Origin of the sequence: Vibrio sp. vnigr-6D03 (assembly GCF_002835515.1) — a bacterium.
GTDB lineage: Bacteria > Pseudomonadota > Gammaproteobacteria > Enterobacterales > Vibrionaceae > Vibrio > Vibrio penaeicida.
In genome coordinates this window covers 159,033-175,301 of record NZ_PIZL01000001.1, presented here as the reverse complement: position 1 = coordinate 175,301, position 16,269 = coordinate 159,033, and the positions used below count along the sequence as shown (strand labels likewise).

The following is a 16,269-nucleotide window of genomic DNA, read 5'->3' as shown; positions in this document are numbered from 1 at the left end:
TGTTAGTGTGCGAACAGTATGTCAACTAATAATAAGCTTACGAATATTTTGTCTATGATAGTGTGCATGCGTATAATGATGGTTACGAATGAAAACTTGGAGAATCGGGTGGCAGTAGCAGAATTAGATCGACAGCTGTGTTTTGCTCTATATTCAACATCCAATAAGCTGACATCAACGTATAGGGAATTACTAGAACCTCATGGTTTGACCTATACGCAATTTGTGGTGCTGATGGCATTGTGGAAAGAAGATGAGATTTCAATTAGTCAGCTAGCGAAGACAACAGAACTCAGCAAGGCAACCATGACGCCGCTGTTGAAACGAATGGAAGAGAAAAACCTTATTCGTCGGGAGCAGCTTGCGAATAATGAACGCCAAAAATCCATTGTACTAACGGATTTAGGGAGGGAGCTTTCTCAAAATAGCTCCGACATTACAGATAAGGTTTTTTGCTCAACCGGGTTAACTCAGGAAGAGGCAAATTCTATGATCCAGCTGTGTAAGAAGGTCAGAATACAAACAAACGAATAAAACTTGCTAATCGATACAGGCGTATTCAATTGCTGCCCGTGCTAAAAGCCGAGTGGAATCTAATATTGGGAGCGGGGAGTTTTCGTCGCTCAGTACAATGGGAAGCTCGGTGCAACCCAAAACAACGGCTTCACAACCCAGAGATTTAAATTCTTCAATCACCTTAAGCAAATATTCGGTGACATGGCTTGGAGTATGACCAAGTACCAGTTCATCCATGATTAAACGGCCAATCTCTTTTCGCTGCAATGCATTGGGCAATACCACGTCTATATCTACGCTTCGCATACTATTTGGGTAGACATCGCTTTCGGTTAGCCATTGCGTGCCTAAAACGCCAACTTTACGGTAGCTTCGATGTTTGGCGTATTTAGACACCACATCCGCAATATGTAACCAAGGAAGTGATGAGGATTGCTCTACCAAATCGAAAGCTTGGTGAATGGTATTGTCCGGGCAAATAACAAAATCAGCGCCAGCGGCCTTGAGCTTTTCAACGGAAGTTAACATAAGGTCGGCAATGTGTTTCTTCGACCCTTGATTCAGAGCATTAACATATAAAGATAGAGAAGGGGTGTGCATCGCGATATCTGGATGTTGATAATGCCCCAATTTGGCAATGCTTTCGCTACAAATCGTTGTATAGCAGAGCGCAGCGCCTTCTGCTGAGCAACCAACAATTCCAATGCTCTTCATTTCCGATCTCCTTCATTGATGTGTCTCCTGCCTATAAATAGACATGGGGATGTGTCGTTTATTTTCAATACAAACGTGCTAACAAGGTATTAATCTAACGTTCTCAAACAAGCCTGAAGGAAAAGAAAATGAAATTAAAATATACGATTCTCTATGTAGAAAATGTGGCAAAAACACTGGCGTTTTATGAACGCGCCTTTGGGCTTTCACGCGCCATGCTCCATGAGGGGGGAGACTACGGCGAGTTGGATACGGGCACTACGACCTTGTCATTTTCGTCGCTTGACCTGATGAGTAAGCTTGGAAAAGGGGCTGTACTGCCCAAGCGAGGACACCCCAGTTTTGAAATAGCATTTGAAACGGATGATGTCGCGGAGTCGCTACAGCAAGCCTTGGATGCGGGCGCAGAACTTGTTCAGCCTGTAGAGCACATGCCTTGGGGGCAAACTACGTCTTATGTACATGACATAAATGGCTTTCTAATTGAAATATGCTCACCAGTGACTGGGAGCTAGGGTCTGTTGATCTTTCGCGGTTAAATTTTGTTCGAGTTCTATGCCTTTTAATCGCGGCGCAAGGTGTGACGCCTAGTATTCTAAGCAAATAGCTTGCAACAAAGAGTAAAAGGCATAGAGCCGAACCCTTCGGGCAGCAATTTGTGGATGATTTCTACTGTGTTATCGCTCATTGATGTAGAGTAACTACACCGAATAAGTTCTGCGTTGCTTACATCACCCACAAATCGCTGCAAAATTCATCTCGAAAGGTTAACAGACTCTAATACCCATCATCAAAAAGCTGTGCTTTGATGTCTTCTCGATTAAAAAGCTGAGTTGGCGTAACACCTAACCAGCTTTTAATCTCACGGCACATATGAGCTTGGTCTGAATATTGAAAATCGTAGGCAATGTCGGAGTAATTTCCGCTCAATATTATCGCTTTGGCACACTGGCGAACTCTGGCTAGTCGAAACCAAAATAGCGGTGTTTGATCGGTGTGCTTTTTGATGGTTCTTTGCAGCGTTCTTACATTTACACCGAGCAATGATGCTATTTGATCAATGCTTCCCATTTCCTTACGAATGCATTCAAGTGCTTCAGCAACGTTTGAGTTAACTGTGGTTGCTGATTCAATTCTATCAATAAGTTGGCCTTTTGAATCCCAGCATTGAAGCAGTTTACCCGTTTCAACGTTGGAAACATTGCATCCTGGCTGAAGTCGAAAACCCACCATTGCGGTTCCCGCGGTTATATCGATTGGTGCAGTATTCGTATAAAGAGGAGAGACATTGATTTGGGCTGGCGTATTATCCGTGAGCGTAACGATGACATCCTGACATCCATCCGGAATGATGAAAGCTCTTTTATTTTCAACGGCTTTTGATTGCCATGTGTCTATAATGTGGGAAGAATACATGCGCTATTTGGGTGTCTACTGAACTATAGTAAGGTTAACACATCATCGAATCTAACATAGAGATAACGTAAGTGAACGACGATATTGCAGTGATCCACGATATTCAAGCCAAAGAATTTCGAATTGAAGTCGCCCCTGAGAGTTGGGCGAAAGTAACCTATCGCCAAGAGGGAGACGTCTTTTTTGTTGATCATTCCTCTGTCCCTGAGTCGTTGAGAGGTCAGGGTAAAGGCGCTGTGATGATGGAGGCAGCGTTGCTGGAAATTGAAAAGTTAAATGTGAAAATAGTGCCGGAATGCAGTTACGTTAGGCACTATGTCAACAAACATGAAAACTGGCATCATTTACTGGCTGAGTAAACTAATCCGTTTTTCTTTGAAAATACGAACAATAAAAAAGGATGGGATCCCATCCTTTTTTGTTTTCGATAGCTCTAAGAATTGAGTAAGTAATCCAATCCGCCCTTAATTGAAGCGACTTGCGCATCGTTACATTCTTCGTCTGTCACTTTCGGGCTGTCGGGGTACACTTCCGTTGTGGTGCCGTATTCACAACCAGTAAAGCCGCTGCACAACCCGAGTTTACTGGTTGGGTAATTGATCACACCATGCTGCACGACGGGCGAGCCGATAATGTTTCCATTATCGTCTGGTGGAGCAATATGAGTGACTTTTTCGACCGCTTGAATGATGGCAGTTTGAAAATCTTCGTTTGGATTTTCTGTATCTCCAACCAAGTAAAAGCCATCTGGAACCAGGTCCTCTATGTAGTCTAAGCCGTCGCGTGCGGCAAGCGCGGGACGAAACTCTGATTCGTCTGTGTCTGTGGTTTCATGCAAATCAATATGGGCATAGATGTCGACACCAAGTGATTCCACCATCGACATTAGGTTTGCCGATTCCTCTGCAGGAGAATCTTTGTAAAAGGAGCGATTAGGATCCACTGCGTTTGGATTCCAACGGTTTATGGTTTCGTAACCCCATGGGCTGACACAAGGAGCAACAACAATATTAAAGTGCTTTTCATATTCATTGCCGAGTAGCGCTAGGAACTTAAGTGCACCATGAACACCGCTTGTTTCATAGCCATGCACACCACCAGTGACCAAAATGGTCTTGCGGCTAGCATCCCAAGTTTTACTTTTTACCGCGTATAGTGGGAATTGCTCTGGGCTATAGCTAAGTGCACCATATTGGAATACATCGTACTGATTACGTAGCGCATCAATTTTAGTGACGACGTCACTTTTGTAGCTGCGCTTTATTGAAACTGAATCTAGCCATGCTTTTTTTTCTTCTTCTCCCCAAGCTGTTCCTTGAGTGCCAATAGGGTATTGGTAGCCACTTTTCATTGTTCACCTACACGTTTATTACGATCCATTTGTAAGGCAACAAGTATACTGCAGCCACCTCAAGATACTAGGTTCAGTAAACTCTGAATCCTAAATATTGAGATAGTTGGGTGGTGGGTATATAGATCGGCTCTACTAACAAAGACGCCCAACGATATTGGAGCAATACCATTGGGCGTCTTTGTTAGGGAATGACTGGAAAAGCAATCTTTCTTAGAAAGCCAGAAAGCCTATTGAGTGACTATTTGAAAGGTATTCAGCTCTTTACGGCTCATATAATGCATATTATCTGCATCAGCCGATTCTAGAGTGAAGAAATAAAACTCTTCCGGTTTAGGAAGCTCAATGAGCTTGTAAAATTGAATATAGGGTTGATGGTCACGGTGAGTTTTCGGTAACTCATTTCCCTGATAGTCACCAGAAGCCCAACTATGAACACCAATATAAGCGTTTTTGTCTGCGGTTCGAGTTGTACCTGCTAAAAACAGATCCGTTCCACCAGAGGCGACACCACCTCGCATAACGTTTCCTTCATCGTCTTTTTGATTTAACGTTCCAGAAACGTGCGTATGTAACTTTAACGAGTGAATCAGTGTTGCGAGCTTCAAGTTGGTTACATCGTCTACCGAACCACCAACGTCTAAAAAGATCAGTTTATTGAGGTTGGGGTGGTCGTCCAACATTTCTTGTGCAGCCAACAGTGTTCCATCACATATTACGCCCGTTATTTCGGCTGTTGAGCCCGACTCCATAACGCGAAATATCGTGGCATCCAAATTACTCATACCAACTTCTTCCAATAATTCTGGCGTACAGGTTGATGCGTATTCCTTGGGGGGTAATTCAGCGTATGCAAAGTTGGACAACCCAAAAAGTGAAGCAAGAATAATAGTGCGTAAGCGCTGTGGCTTTGGTTTTAGAACGCGCAGAGGATTCAGAATGCGCAAGGGGATCAAGTGGCATAGCGGTTTCATGATGATTATCTTCGTGTGATAAAAGGACAATGTTTTTTTAACAGATCACAAGGTGAGAAACTATCAGCGTGGTGTAAGCCTTTGTCAGGATTATAAACAATGGTTTTTGTATCCAAACTATTCAAACGAATGACTTGTCTTTAGCTTGCTTGAATATTGATGAAGCAGGCAGTAATGGTACTGCCTGTTATGAGGAGATAGACACGATCTAAACATCGTAAAATGGTGCGGGGTCGACTTCTATGTCTTTGGGCGAGATAGCGCTTTCAATTTTAATGTTACCATTCTTAAGATCAACAAATGTGACATCGGTAAAGCGCTTAAATTTACGAGAATAGAAGCATTTCACCACCGGTTTAAGAGGTTGTTGGCTGTTCGAAGTCCAAGTTATGCCTACTCGACCATCGCTCAATTCCACTAACGACCCAACTGGGTAGACACCAATACAGTTGATGAATTTGTATACCAATTCCTGATCGAGGTGGAAAGGGGTTAGGCTCAGCAGTATCTTAAACGCTTCGGCTGAACTCATGCCGGCCTTATAACAGCGATGTGCAGTAAGGGCATCATAGATGTCAACAATACAACTCATTCTACCGTGAATAGGAATCTCGTCGCCTTTCAAACCATTTGGGTAACCATTGCCATCAAGTTTTTCATGGTGCATTAAGCAAACATCTCTGCTGACTTGGTTTAGCCCCTCGACATTATCGATGATCTCACCTGCATAGACTTGATGAAGCTTCATATGCTCAAATTCTTCAGGCGTTAATCTGGCTGGCTTGTGGAGAACTTTATCATCCACTTTGATTTTGCCCACATCGTGAATGATTCCGCCAATCGCCATATCACGAAGCATCGTTTTGTCCATGCCCAAGGATTTGCCAAACGTTACCAGTAAACATGCGACATTAACCGAATGTTCGAGCAAGTAAGTGTCTTTGTTTCGCAGGGCGGAAACACATTTAATAGCATCGGAATCAATTAGCACGGTTTCAATGACATCATCAGCCCATTCTTCGAGCGCATCAACCTCGAAACTGTTTCCTTCAAATGTCTCCGTCAGCAATTTCTGCGCTAAACCTTTGGCTTCGGCGATCAGTTTTTTCGCTTTGTTTTGTCTGATCTCGCGGCTGGGCATTTTCTTTGAGCGTGCTGGCGCAGCTTCGCTAGAGGCTTTCTTTTCGTCTGAACTGTTTGTATTGGCAACGGGTTTGAAAACACAATTGCTAGCGGACAATTTTTCATCCACCCAAGCAAAACGAACACCACTGTCCACAAGTTGAGCAATGGCTTTTTGAGTTGATACACGGCCAGCATTAGAGAGATTTACGCGCTCACTTTGCTCAATTCCCGTTACAAACATCCCTATATTTAGATGTTCAATTGCGATCTTTATAGAATTTTCAGGTTTGTATTGCATCAATAGATAACCAATAATCGCCGCTAAATTAAGGAAAATACATGCTTTGCTATCAGTATTTTTGTAGTCCTAATACGGCTTAGTTGAAATTGTTCTGAATCCCGAGATTCCATGCTCGGCACACAGTCAAGTTTAGGTGATCTCTCGCAATTTTGGAGAGAGCCATTACAAAAAAACAAATCTTTATTGAGATCTATATCTTGTTTCTCATATATGTGATGAGCTGATTAATAAAAATGAAACAATGTAGTGGAAACTTACTGTTGTTATAAGCATTAATATAAGCGGTAGAAAAGTCACATGTTTTACGTGGGTTCATATGACTTTGCTGTTTAAATAATGTTTATCTAATGTATTTTGAGTGCATATTTATGTACCAGTGATGAACTTTCCCATCACTTTTTTGAATCCAAAGATCGTTGTTATAGAGCTCTATTTTTCCAGTCACTGAAATATGTATTGTGCTTTCATCAAATGCCTTCAATTTAACAAAAGGATCGGCAGTGATTAAGAAGGGGGGTGTGTCATTGAGTTTTTCACCTTCAACAACGAACTCACCACCAACAATATAGTAGTGGTAAATAGGATCGATAGAAGGGTCACTTGATATAACTTTATACCCAACAAAAGAAAAAGGTTGTTGAAGCGGTTGATTCACAACTTGTTTGTCTAACCGGTTTGTCGGTGGAAGAAAAATCCACGCAGAGATTAGACCAATGACCAAGGCTACCAAAGAAAGCCCAATTTTTAGTGCACGCATTGTTTACTTACTCAATGCTTTGAGATGTATTAAAACATCGCTCAATGAAGGCATAACATGATGCCCCATGGCTCTTATTTCTGAACACGGCTGCACTAAATCAGGAATTTGGAAGGTACTCATGTTTGCTCCAACAGCAGATCGTACACCGTTATTGGAATCTTCAAATGCGAGGCAGTGCTTCGGATCAACCGCAATTCGATTTGCTGCTAATAAGTAAATCTCTGGATCGGGCTTACCATTTGTTACTTCACAGCCTGTAGTTACGTTTTCGAAGTATGTATCTAGACCAGCCAAACGCAGTTTGACTCTTGCGACTTCTTTACCTGTTGATGTTGCAACGGCCAACTTAATATTTTTGCTTTGAAACCACTCCAAAAGGTCGAACACCCCTTCTTTGACTGGGATAGCTTGATGCATGACAATATCGTCGTAGTGTTTTTTCCATTCACCATGCAACTTGGAATATTCGATATATTGGTCATAAGCTGCACGTAAAGTTTGTTCAATACCCGCTGAATTTCGCCCGATGATCGAAGGATAAACATCGTCCAGAAACGGAATATCCAATGTATCGCATGCCTGTTTAAAAATGGACATACACACACGTTCCGTATCGAGAAGGAGCCCGTCCATATCGAAGATTGCTGCTTGATAATTCATATATGATTGAGTTAGTTGGGATTGAAATCACATTGTGACACAGATTATTACAAAACCGCAGAAAAAAGTGGCCTATCACCATAGGGTGTTGATGACCCTTTCCACACCTTTAACACTTGGTATAGAGCAATAAATACCAGCGTTAACATCCCCCTGAATTCAGATGTTATGAGCGGGTCTTCTAATTTGTACTTCAAACTTGTATTTGTCGGCTCGGTAAAGAGTTTTACAAAATTCAATAGGGGTGTTATTGGCGGCCATCATTTTACGTTCTATCAATAAGCCAGCACTATAAGGGGCAACATTGAGTAGAGCGGCTTCTTTAGGCTCGACGACCGTTGCTTCAATAAACTGATCAGCTTGATTTAGGGACAACTGGTAGTCGCGTTCCAAAATAGTGTAGAGCGATTCGGACGTAAGCCGTTCTGGGTCGAATTTAGGCAAAAGTTGGCATGGAAGGTAGACGGTTTCCATCGCCATCGGTAGCTCATTCGCGTAACGAATTCGTACCACTTTATAGACCAGCTCTGAAGGTGAAACGTTAAGCATTTGGCTTATTTTTGCACCGGCAGAAATCGTTTCAGTGGAAATGATTCGGCTGGATGGTTTTAGCCCTTTTGCCAACATCTCTTCCGAGAACGAACGCAGTGATAGCTGTTTTGTTTCTGGTCGATCTGCTACGAAATTTCCAGCACCAAGCTTTCTTACGATCCGCCCCTCAGCTTCCAATTCGAGTAAGCAGCGCCTTAACGTCTCCCTTGCCACATCGAATCGCTTGCTGAGTTCACGCTCGGAAGGCAGCCGCATACCCGGCGAACTATCCGCAATAAACTTCATGAGCTCGTTTTTAACATTCGCTCTCTTTGTCATCAATATTCCCTTAAATCGGTATAGACCAATAACGCCATCCTAATGAACGTTAGCTCATGTCTCAACCCATCAATCGTTATTATTTCGTGAAAATACTAATTAAAGTGATTTTTGTATCAATAGTGAAACACTAAAGAGATGTGAAGGGATTGTAAGAATAGACCATGTGATCTAATTCTATAGGTGAAGTATTGAGCAGAATGCTTACAGTGAAGCTCAATATGCAACCTACAATTAGGGTTATGGACGAAAGGGAGAATGGACATGATTCGTAAATCAGTAATGAAAATCGCCACACTTTCTCTGGCTGTAATGTTTGCCAGTCAGGCTTCAGCAACAGTCACGGTGCTTGGATGGCCTGGTGGCCCAGAGGAAACGGCGTTAAGAAAAGCCATTGAAATGTATAACGCGCAGAGCAGCGTGAGTGAAAATGACAAAGTTGAAGCGTTATTTTTCAACCGCGAAGGGTTCTGGGATAAGTTGCAATCCGATCTTGCTGCTGGAACCACAGAGTTTGATATTAATCTTACTGCGACTTATTCACTTGGTCGCTACTCACCATATATGGAACCGATTACGCTAACCACAAACGAAGCGTATGACGATAAAGTACTTGCCACCATGCAATACGAAGGTAAGCAATATGGTGTTCCTACTGACCTGTCACTTCATTTCATGTACTACCGTTCCGATTTAATTGACATATTGCTTTCGAATGAAAGTTGGAAGAAAAAATACCGTGCACTTGCTAAAGAAGAGTTCGGTAAAGAAATGGACCCAGTTGCGCCGCAAGATTGGACATGGGACGACTATAAAGTGACGGCGCAGTTTTTTGCCAAAAGACAGAATTCTCAGAGCCCCGTTCGCTACGGTACGGTTTTACAAATGAAAAACTTATTGTTCAACATGATGGTTTGGCATTCGGCGGCCAAAGCGTATGGCGGCAATTGGTTAGATGCAGACGGGAACGTGGTGGTGAATTCTGCGGGATATCGCAGTGCGCTTGAGCGATACCGAGACCTTTACGATGCAGGCACGTCTCCAAAAGATTCACTCTCTTATGAATATGCAGAAGCCAACGCTGCGTTTGGTGCAGGCCAAGCAGCGACAATGCTCCAGTGGAATGCTGCGGCAGGCGACTTAACCGACGCCAGTAAAAACCCAGCCATTGCAGGAAAAGTAGGTATTGCACCACCACCCAAAGGACCAAATGGTCGATTCACTCATGTTCATGGCCTTGGTTTTGGTTTGAACAAAGCATCCACCAACAAACCTGGAGCACTTAAGTTCTTGAATTGGCTTGCGACGGCAGAAGCAGCCAAAGCCTATGCAATGGCTGGCGGTAACCCTGCGCTGAAAGAAAACGTTGTTGACGACATCGTTGCGCAAAGACCGGATCTGAAAACATTGGGTGAATACGCGGGCAGTTACGGCTTCGTAATGAATGGCGGTACATCTGGCAATGCGCTGACGGTCTATGAAGTGCAAGCAAGGGAGTTTACTGGGTATTGGGCTGATCAACAGAGCTTGGATCAAGCCTTAGATAATACCGAAAAAGCCATGAAAGAGCTGCTTAAGTAGCGTACGCAAGTAGCGAATAATCGGAGGCAGGTGATGCTGTACTGCCTCCCAGAATAAGAGTGGATAGTATGCTTCAAGCCCCTAATCACGATAAACAAAGCCGACTGTTTACGTTGCCTTTGGTGTTGTTCCTGATTTTATTTCTGGGATTTCCTTTGGTTGCCGACCTCGTATACAGCGTGTCGAGAGTCACATTTGAAAACCTTCGTTCCCCCGAATTACAAGGTTTTAAGAATTTTGTTGATGTTGTTAACGACCCGCTGTTTTGGAAGGCAACCCATTTTTCATTCAAATTTGGTTTTGTTACCGCACTGATTGAATGCAGTTTGGGATTGTTCCTTGCGGTGTATTTAGCCCCATTGCTGAAAAAGCACCCTTGGTTGATGGCAATACTTATGATGCCAATGATGGCAGCGCCCGCTTTGGTCGGGTTGATGTATCGCCTTGTGTTGCATGAGTTTGTTGGTCCTGTTCCGTTTTACTTGTGGGAATGGTTTGGCGATAGCCCTGCATTCTTAGATGCAAACAATGCCATTTACACATTAATGACCATCGAGATCCTGCAATGGACGCCTTTTGCCGTTCTTCTGTTTCATGTCGCCTATCAAGCCATACCTGAAGATGTTCGTAAGGCAGCCACATTGGATGGTGCCCATGGTCTGAAATTGTTTTGGAACATCGAATTGCCCTTTATGAAGCTCGCGTTATTTACCGCACTGTTTGTTCGGTTTATTGATGGATTTCGAGTGTTTGACAACGTTTATGTGTTAACGGGCAGTGGCGCGGGGGGCTCGACCACCAGCCTTTCTATATACGTTTATCTCGCGTTCTTTAAGCAAGGCAATATTGGTAAAGCGGTGGCGGCTTCCATGTTGCTATTGTTTGTGACTTTTGCGGTGCTCTTTGCACTCAATTACTTCTCTTCGAAGAAAAAAGGAGCGCAGTAATGATAGGTCGTTGGATTATATTTATTGTCGCAGCGTTGTTGATGAATTTCCCCGTGCTTGTCACTTTGCTGACGTCGTTTAAATCAAACGCGGAAATCGCAAGTAATGCCAGCTTGTGGGTGGAAAACTGGACAATGGAAAACTACGTTCAAGTGTTTGCCATTTCCGATCGTTTCGATGTTATCGCTTACTTAATGAATAGCGTTGTGGTTGCAACAATAGGGGCGGTATTGCCGTTGCTGTTTTGTTTTCCAGCCGCTTACGTCATGGTGCGAAAGGGCTACGGTACACGCATTCTTATGCCGGCCGTCATTAATCTGAGAGCGGTCCCCCTTATTATTTTCGCGATTCCTCTTTATATGATGTATCAACCTTTGCACTTACTCGATAGCAAATTGGGATTGGGTTTGATACTGGCGATTGTGAACTTGCCTTTGGCGCTCATGATGTCGATAAACGCCATTCACGACATTCCAGCCGAACTCGATAAAGCCTCTTTAGTGGATGGTGCAAGCCCATTTACCTTCTTAAAGAGTGTCGCCATTCCAATGTCCAAACCTGTGCTAGCGACTACGTTAATTTTCGGTTTCATTACAGCATGGAATGAGTTTCTGTTTGGATTAATGCTGACAACCAAGGATGCCGTGCCATTAACGGTTGGGGCTTCGTTCTTCTTTGCAGCTGGGGGCGGTGGCGTCCAATGGGGAGTAGCCGCAGCCGTAATGGTGATTGGCACGTTACCTCCGACTTTATTGGGGCTTTTGATTTATAGGCAAATTGGTCAGTCCGTTATGGGCGGTGCAGTGAAAGGATAACAGTATGAAAAAGGATCATAGTGAAGCAGTACCTGTAATTAATGCGCTGCGCGGTGGGTTGGTCGTCTCTTGTCAGCCAGTTGAAGATAGCCCTATGGATCGCGATGACATCGTACTTGCTTACGCAAAAACGGCGATCTTAAGTGGTGCGAATGGGTTACGGATTGAAGGGGTGAATCGCCTTGCATTCGTACGCCCTAATGTTGAGGTGCCAATCATCGGGATTGTTAAGCGCGATTTTGAACAGTACCCAGTAAGAATTACGGCCATTGAGGAAGATGTGCTCGGCTTAATCAACGCAGGTGCAGACATTATTGCGATAGATGCGACGATACGGAAGCGACCGGTCCCGTTTGCGGAGCTTGTCACGATTGTTCAATCGCAAGGGAAGTGCGTAATGGCGGATTGTTCAACGTTTGAAGAAGGCGTAATGGCCGCGGAATTAGGATGCGACTTAATCGGTTCCACATTGTCTGGATACACCACAGATAGTGTTCCAAATGACCCCGACATTTCCCTTGTGGAGAAGTGGGTTGAGCAAGGATTCAGAGTGATGGCTGAAGGGCGCTACAACTCGCCGAAAGCCGTCGAAAATGCATTAAAAGCAGGCGCGTGGAGTTGCACTGTTGGCACAGCCATTACCCGACCAGAGTTGGTGACAGAATGGTTTGTTGATCATGCTCGATCAGGGTATGAACAGAGGACAAACAACCAGCAAGCCAACTCGATAAAGGGTTGAGCTGCGAGACTCTTTAAGCAACCAAAAAATTAACCAGCCCAACAATATGGTCTCCAATAGAACGAGCAGCCAATAAAAAGAAGTAAAAGGAAAACACGATGTCATCACTTCGATTGCAGCAAATAAGAAAAACGTACCCCAATGCAGAGCAAGAAACGCTTAAGGGGATCAATATCGCTATAGAATCAGGAGAGTTTCTTATTCTGGTTGGTCCTTCTGGCTGCGGAAAGTCAACCTTGATGAATACGATTGCAGGACTAGAATCCATTAGCTCCGGCGAAATTTTTATTGATGAACAGGAAGTGAGCGCAGTCGAGCCAAAAGATCGAGACATTGCCATGGTCTTCCAGTCTTACGCGCTTTATCCAAATATGACCGTGTTCGACAATATTGCTTTCGGGCTGAAAATCCGGAAATGGGAAAAAAGCCGAATAGAAGCTGAAGTTCGTCGTGTTGCCGATATGCTGCAAATCGACCATTTATTGGATCGCAAACCTGCGCATTTATCCGGTGGTCAGCGTCAGAGAGTGGCGATGGGGCGAGCACTTGCACGTAAACCCAAGCTCTACCTGTTCGACGAACCCTTATCAAACCTAGACGCCAAACTTCGAGTGGATATGCGTACGCAAATTAAGCGCTTACACCAGCAGCTGCAAACCACCATTGTTTATGTAACACATGACCAAATTGAAGCCATGACGCTGGCTGATCGCATTGCGGTGATGAAAGACGGCGAAGTGCAGCAGCTTGGCACACCTAAGGAAATCTATAAGCAGCCTAACAATCTGTTTGTGGCCGGATTTATGGGTTCACCCTCGATGAATTTTATTGAGGTAACGGTAGAACTTGATTCGTCTGATAACCCCTTATGTCAGCTTAACGGAGCGCAAGGCAGCAATAATCATATCCAGCTACCTGTTGGGCTTCGAAAGTATGATGGTGAAACACTTATCATGGGCGTGCGACCAGAGGACATTCAAGCGGTCGAACCTAGCGTTGTTAATGCGTTGTCGCTAAGCGCAGAAGTGTTAGAACCAACCGGACCTGATGTGCTGGTTACGTCAAAGATAAACGAGATGGAAATTATTGCGCGCTGCCCTGCGGAAGCTGACCTGAAAATGGGCGAAGCATTTTCTGCGGTATTGGATATCAGTAAAGCGGTATTCTTCGATAAAGCGACTGAATTGAGAATCGAAACCTAGTGAGTAAAGGTTGCTTGGGTATACGTGTCTCTAGAGCCAAAAAATCTCAAGAGACACGGTCATATTTAGACGAACCCTACCAATGCTTTTTTACGAGACTCTTTTATGTACATGGCTCTTATGCACATGGTTCTCGTACACATGGTTCTTTATATACATAGCTCTTATACACATAGCTCTTATACACATAGCTCTTATACACATAGCTCTCATACGCAAAGCATTAGCCGGTACAGAAGCCTTAGTAGGTATCAAAAAGCCCCGACTGATAATCCCGGATGGTTTGCTCGATTTCTTCCATCGAATTCATAACAAAAGGTCCGTAGTGAACAATGGGCTCATCAATAGGCTGCCCAGCAAAAATTAACGTTCCTGTTTGCCCTTGCGAACGAATTTCCACGGTTTCTCCGGCAGACAATAATGCCATGTCACCTTGTTTAACAAGACGATCACCAACGGTTACGTCTCCTTTGTAAGCATAAACCATCATGTTAAATTCAGCAGGCGTAGCCAACGTGACTGAAGCGTGCTGTGGGGCGCGCCAATCGGCTACAGTTGCTGGTACACCGGTCTTACTGAGCGGTCCTTGTAAAGCTTCGCCATCTACGACCAAATCACCAGCAAGTAACCGAATCAGGCTACCGTTCTCCGTGTCAAACTCTGTCACCATTTCGGATTGGAAGTCGAAATACTGAGCGGGTTTCATTTTGTCTTTCGATGGTTGGTTTATCCAAATTTGGAAACCATGCAAATTGCCGTCTTCCATAATGGGCATTTCGCTGTGTATCACGCCTCTGCCGGCGGCCATCCACTGTGCTCCACCGCTTTTTAACTCACCGACGTTTCCCATGTGATCTCTATGCTGGAAATGACCTTCCATCATATACGTGAGTGTTTCAATGCCTCTATGCGGATGCGGTGGGAAGCCGCCAACGTAGTCTTTTTTGTCGTCGGACTTTAATTCATCAACCATCAAAAACGGCGAGAACGCCTGATTGTTGAACCCAGCTACACGGCGAATTTTTACTCCATCTCCATCGGATGTTGCCTTTGAAGAAATGATCTGACGAATTTCTCTGGTGGACATATTTCACCTCATATGAACTGCGATTAATGCTGCCAGTATAAGGTGCCGACATCATCAAGATGATAGGAAGACTTTGAGAGAGTTGTTCGAAAAATTTGAATGACAAGGAGGGGCTTGTCATTCAAAAATCGCAGTGCTTATTTTTTATTGCCTTGTTTGTTAGTTCCGATTTCCCTGTTTTCTACTTTTTATTACCTGCTTCTGCGCCTTATTTTCTGTTGATCCGCCATACCGAGAAAACCACTAAACCCATGCCTATCGCATGATAAATCGTAAAGGCTTCGTCGAGCAGCGTGATGGCAAATAGGGCAGTAATGGAAGGACCGATGTTGCTGGTGACGCTCAAGATTGAAGGGGTTAAGCGAGCCATAGCTGCCGCCATAAAATAGGAAGGTACAACGGTGCAGAACACTCCAATGGCAATACCAAGAATAACCAGTTCTGAGCTGAGTTCGGACAGTGCCACATCTTGATAAAAGTGCTGACCCATAATCGCCACACCAGCGCTTGCCATACCGACACTGTTGAACAGTTGGCTACCCATATTGCTGATGAGCTTTTTGCTTAGAATCAAGTAGATTGCAAAAATCAGTGCTGAACCCGCCGCCATCAAACTGCCCAACCACACTTTGTCGCCCATGTGCTGCATATCGTGAGTTACGATAAATGCAACACCGACGTAACCCAAAAAAATCGCGGTGAGTGTTTGCGGCTTGGGTTTCTCCTTCATGAATATCCAGCTGATCGCGACAACAAATGAGGGAAATAGGAAAATCACCAATCGCTCCAGTTGCGCTGAAATGTATTCCAGAGCAAGGATGTCGAGCAGGGCAGCGAAGTAGTAGCCAAGCACACCGATCAGCGCGGCTTGCCAACCAAATTTTTTAAGAGATTGTCGAGATGATTGGTTGCGACACAGCCAGAAAAGAATAACCAGATACAAAGGGAGCGAACTCAGTGCTCTCAGGCTCATAATAGACGTGGCATCGCCACCAAAATCATAAGCGAGCTTGATTAAGACTGGCTTAATCGAAAACATAGCGGTGCCCGCCAAAGCAAACATAATGCCTTGTCGATACTGTATGGATGGTTCTGATGTTGCTGTGGTGCTCATTTCTCTTTCCCTAGTGTAAAAGCGTTCCCTAATGTAAGAACGTTGGGCTGTGAGAAATGGCACTTGATTCCGGCTGCTTCACTCACAGCCAGACATA

General features: G+C 44.2%; 18 protein-coding genes. 8 read left to right on the top strand and 10 right to left on the bottom strand.

Features of this window, described 5'->3' with window-relative positions; all coding sequences use genetic code 11:
- Positions 1 to 108 precede the first annotated feature (108 nt).
- Positions 109 to 534 carry a MarR family transcriptional regulator gene (locus CW749_RS00735; protein WP_101110575.1) on the top strand — a complete coding sequence of 142 codons (426 nt, stop codon included), beginning with the start codon at positions 109 to 111 and terminating at the stop codon, positions 532 to 534.
- Positions 535 to 540: 6 nt separating this feature from the next.
- Here CW749_RS00735 and CW749_RS00730 read toward each other — a convergent pair whose 3' ends face one another.
- Entirely contained in the window at positions 541 to 1,230 is a 690-nt protein-coding gene (locus tag CW749_RS00730; RefSeq protein ID WP_101109967.1) for an amino acid racemase, read from the bottom strand.
- A gap of 128 nt (positions 1,231 to 1,358) precedes the next feature.
- Here CW749_RS00730 and CW749_RS00725 point away from each other — a divergent pair, with 128 nt between their 5' ends.
- Complete coding sequence (locus CW749_RS00725; RefSeq protein WP_101109966.1) at positions 1,359 to 1,745, top strand: VOC family protein; 387 nt, start codon at positions 1,359 to 1,361, stop codon at positions 1,743 to 1,745.
- A 262-nt stretch (positions 1,746 to 2,007) separates the two neighbouring features.
- On the opposite strand, the gene CW749_RS00720 is transcribed toward CW749_RS00725, so the two are convergent.
- Positions 2,008 to 2,646 (bottom strand): helix-turn-helix transcriptional regulator, encoded by a 639-nt coding sequence (locus CW749_RS00720; RefSeq protein ID WP_101109965.1) that lies wholly within the window; start codon positions 2,644 to 2,646, stop codon positions 2,008 to 2,010.
- A 71-nt stretch (positions 2,647 to 2,717) separates the two neighbouring features.
- On the opposite strand from CW749_RS00720, the gene CW749_RS00715 reads away from it, so the two are divergent.
- Positions 2,718 to 3,005: a GNAT family N-acetyltransferase gene (locus CW749_RS00715; protein ID WP_101109964.1), complete on the top strand. Its 288-nt coding sequence runs from the start codon at positions 2,718 to 2,720 to the stop codon at positions 3,003 to 3,005.
- Positions 3,006 to 3,079: 74 nt separating this feature from the next.
- Here CW749_RS00715 and CW749_RS00710 read toward each other — a convergent pair whose 3' ends face one another.
- The 6 genes from CW749_RS00710 to CW749_RS00685 all read right to left on the bottom strand — a co-directional run bounded on the left by CW749_RS00710 (position 3,080) and on the right by CW749_RS00685 (position 8,687).
- The gene (locus tag CW749_RS00710) at positions 3,080 to 3,997 is read right to left on the bottom strand and encodes a M14 family metallocarboxypeptidase (protein ID WP_101109963.1); all 918 of its coding nucleotides are present in this window, start codon (positions 3,995 to 3,997) and stop codon (positions 3,080 to 3,082) included.
- A 230-nt stretch (positions 3,998 to 4,227) separates the two neighbouring features.
- A complete protein-coding gene (locus tag CW749_RS00705) occupies positions 4,228 to 4,971 on the bottom strand; it encodes a hypothetical protein (RefSeq protein ID WP_101109962.1) in 744 nt (247 codons plus the stop codon).
- A 208-nt stretch (positions 4,972 to 5,179) separates the two neighbouring features.
- Positions 5,180 to 6,394, bottom strand: a complete 1,215-nt coding sequence (locus CW749_RS00700) for an HD-GYP domain-containing protein (RefSeq protein WP_101109961.1) — start codon at positions 6,392 to 6,394, stop codon at positions 5,180 to 5,182.
- Between the two features lie 343 nt (positions 6,395 to 6,737).
- Positions 6,738 to 7,154 (bottom strand): hypothetical protein, encoded by a 417-nt coding sequence (locus tag CW749_RS00695; RefSeq protein ID WP_101109960.1) that lies wholly within the window; start codon positions 7,152 to 7,154, stop codon positions 6,738 to 6,740.
- 3 nt (positions 7,155 to 7,157) lie between these two features.
- A complete protein-coding gene (locus tag CW749_RS00690) occupies positions 7,158 to 7,817 on the bottom strand; it encodes an HAD family phosphatase (RefSeq protein WP_101109959.1) in 660 nt (219 codons plus the stop codon).
- 159 nt (positions 7,818 to 7,976) lie between these two features.
- Positions 7,977 to 8,687: a GntR family transcriptional regulator gene (locus tag CW749_RS00685; protein ID WP_101109958.1), complete on the bottom strand. Its 711-nt coding sequence runs from the start codon at positions 8,685 to 8,687 to the stop codon at positions 7,977 to 7,979.
- A gap of 264 nt (positions 8,688 to 8,951) precedes the next feature.
- Here CW749_RS00685 and CW749_RS00680 point away from each other — a divergent pair, with 264 nt between their 5' ends.
- The 5 genes from CW749_RS00680 (at position 8,952) to ugpC (ending at position 13,971) form a co-directional block, all read left to right on the top strand.
- On the top strand, positions 8,952 to 10,268 hold the full coding sequence (locus tag CW749_RS00680; protein ID WP_101109957.1) for an extracellular solute-binding protein: 1,317 nt from the start codon (positions 8,952 to 8,954) through the stop codon (positions 10,266 to 10,268).
- Positions 10,269 to 10,336: 68 nt separating this feature from the next.
- Positions 10,337 to 11,215 carry a sugar ABC transporter permease gene (locus tag CW749_RS00675; RefSeq protein ID WP_101109956.1) on the top strand — a complete coding sequence of 293 codons (879 nt, stop codon included), beginning with the start codon at positions 10,337 to 10,339 and terminating at the stop codon, positions 11,213 to 11,215.
- The gene (locus CW749_RS00670; RefSeq protein WP_101109955.1) at positions 11,215 to 12,030 is read left to right on the top strand and encodes a carbohydrate ABC transporter permease; all 816 of its coding nucleotides are present in this window, start codon (positions 11,215 to 11,217) and stop codon (positions 12,028 to 12,030) included. Before CW749_RS00675 ends, CW749_RS00670 begins: the two co-directional genes overlap by 1 nt.
- A 4-nt stretch (positions 12,031 to 12,034) precedes the next feature.
- Positions 12,035 to 12,769 carry an N-acetylmannosamine-6-phosphate 2-epimerase gene (locus tag CW749_RS00665; protein WP_101109954.1) on the top strand — a complete coding sequence of 245 codons (735 nt, stop codon included), beginning with the start codon at positions 12,035 to 12,037 and terminating at the stop codon, positions 12,767 to 12,769.
- A 98-nt stretch (positions 12,770 to 12,867) separates the two neighbouring features.
- The gene (ugpC, locus tag CW749_RS00660; RefSeq protein WP_101109953.1) at positions 12,868 to 13,971 is read left to right on the top strand and encodes a sn-glycerol-3-phosphate ABC transporter ATP-binding protein UgpC; all 1,104 of its coding nucleotides are present in this window, start codon (positions 12,868 to 12,870) and stop codon (positions 13,969 to 13,971) included.
- Positions 13,972 to 14,212: 241 nt separating this feature from the next.
- Here ugpC and CW749_RS00655 read toward each other — a convergent pair whose 3' ends face one another.
- Complete coding sequence (locus tag CW749_RS00655) at positions 14,213 to 15,058, bottom strand: pirin family protein (RefSeq protein ID WP_101109952.1); 846 nt, start codon at positions 15,056 to 15,058, stop codon at positions 14,213 to 14,215.
- Between the two features lie 208 nt (positions 15,059 to 15,266).
- The gene (locus CW749_RS00650) at positions 15,267 to 16,172 is read right to left on the bottom strand and encodes a DMT family transporter (protein WP_101109951.1); all 906 of its coding nucleotides are present in this window, start codon (positions 16,170 to 16,172) and stop codon (positions 15,267 to 15,269) included.
- Positions 16,173 to 16,269: the final 97 nt, after the last annotated feature.

What these genes read in the sequence shown, in the direction of transcription:
- CW749_RS00730 (WP_101109967.1), bottom strand. Translation starts at nt 1,230, where the DNA reads ATGAAGAGCATTGGAATTGTTGGTTGCTCAGCAGAAGGCGCTGCGCTC.
- CW749_RS00725 (WP_101109966.1), top strand. Translation starts at nt 1,359, where the DNA reads ATGAAATTAAAATATACGATTCTCTATGTAGAAAATGTGGCAAAAACA.
- CW749_RS00720 (WP_101109965.1), bottom strand. Translation starts at nt 2,646, where the DNA reads ATGTATTCTTCCCACATTATAGACACATGGCAATCAAAAGCCGTTGAA.
- CW749_RS00710 (WP_101109963.1), bottom strand. Translation starts at nt 3,997, where the DNA reads ATGAAAAGTGGCTACCAATACCCTATTGGCACTCAAGGAACAGCTTGG.
- CW749_RS00705 (WP_101109962.1), bottom strand. Translation starts at nt 4,971, where the DNA reads ATGAAACCGCTATGCCACTTGATCCCCTTGCGCATTCTGAATCCTCTG.
- CW749_RS00700 (WP_101109961.1), bottom strand. Translation starts at nt 6,394, where the DNA reads ATGCAATACAAACCTGAAAATTCTATAAAGATCGCAATTGAACATCTA.
- CW749_RS00695 (WP_101109960.1), bottom strand. Translation starts at nt 7,154, where the DNA reads ATGCGTGCACTAAAAATTGGGCTTTCTTTGGTAGCCTTGGTCATTGGT.
- CW749_RS00690 (WP_101109959.1), bottom strand. Translation starts at nt 7,817, where the DNA reads ATGAATTATCAAGCAGCAATCTTCGATATGGACGGGCTCCTTCTCGAT.
- CW749_RS00685 (WP_101109958.1), bottom strand. Translation starts at nt 8,687, where the DNA reads ATGACAAAGAGAGCGAATGTTAAAAACGAGCTCATGAAGTTTATTGCG.
- CW749_RS00680 (WP_101109957.1), top strand. Translation starts at nt 8,952, where the DNA reads ATGATTCGTAAATCAGTAATGAAAATCGCCACACTTTCTCTGGCTGTA.
- CW749_RS00675 (WP_101109956.1), top strand. Translation starts at nt 10,337, where the DNA reads ATGCTTCAAGCCCCTAATCACGATAAACAAAGCCGACTGTTTACGTTG.
- CW749_RS00670 (WP_101109955.1), top strand. Translation starts at nt 11,215, where the DNA reads ATGATAGGTCGTTGGATTATATTTATTGTCGCAGCGTTGTTGATGAAT.
- CW749_RS00665 (WP_101109954.1), top strand. Translation starts at nt 12,035, where the DNA reads ATGAAAAAGGATCATAGTGAAGCAGTACCTGTAATTAATGCGCTGCGC.
- ugpC (WP_101109953.1), top strand. Translation starts at nt 12,868, where the DNA reads ATGTCATCACTTCGATTGCAGCAAATAAGAAAAACGTACCCCAATGCA.
- CW749_RS00655 (WP_101109952.1), bottom strand. Translation starts at nt 15,058, where the DNA reads ATGTCCACCAGAGAAATTCGTCAGATCATTTCTTCAAAGGCAACATCC.
- CW749_RS00650 (WP_101109951.1), bottom strand. Translation starts at nt 16,172, where the DNA reads ATGAGCACCACAGCAACATCAGAACCATCCATACAGTATCGACAAGGC.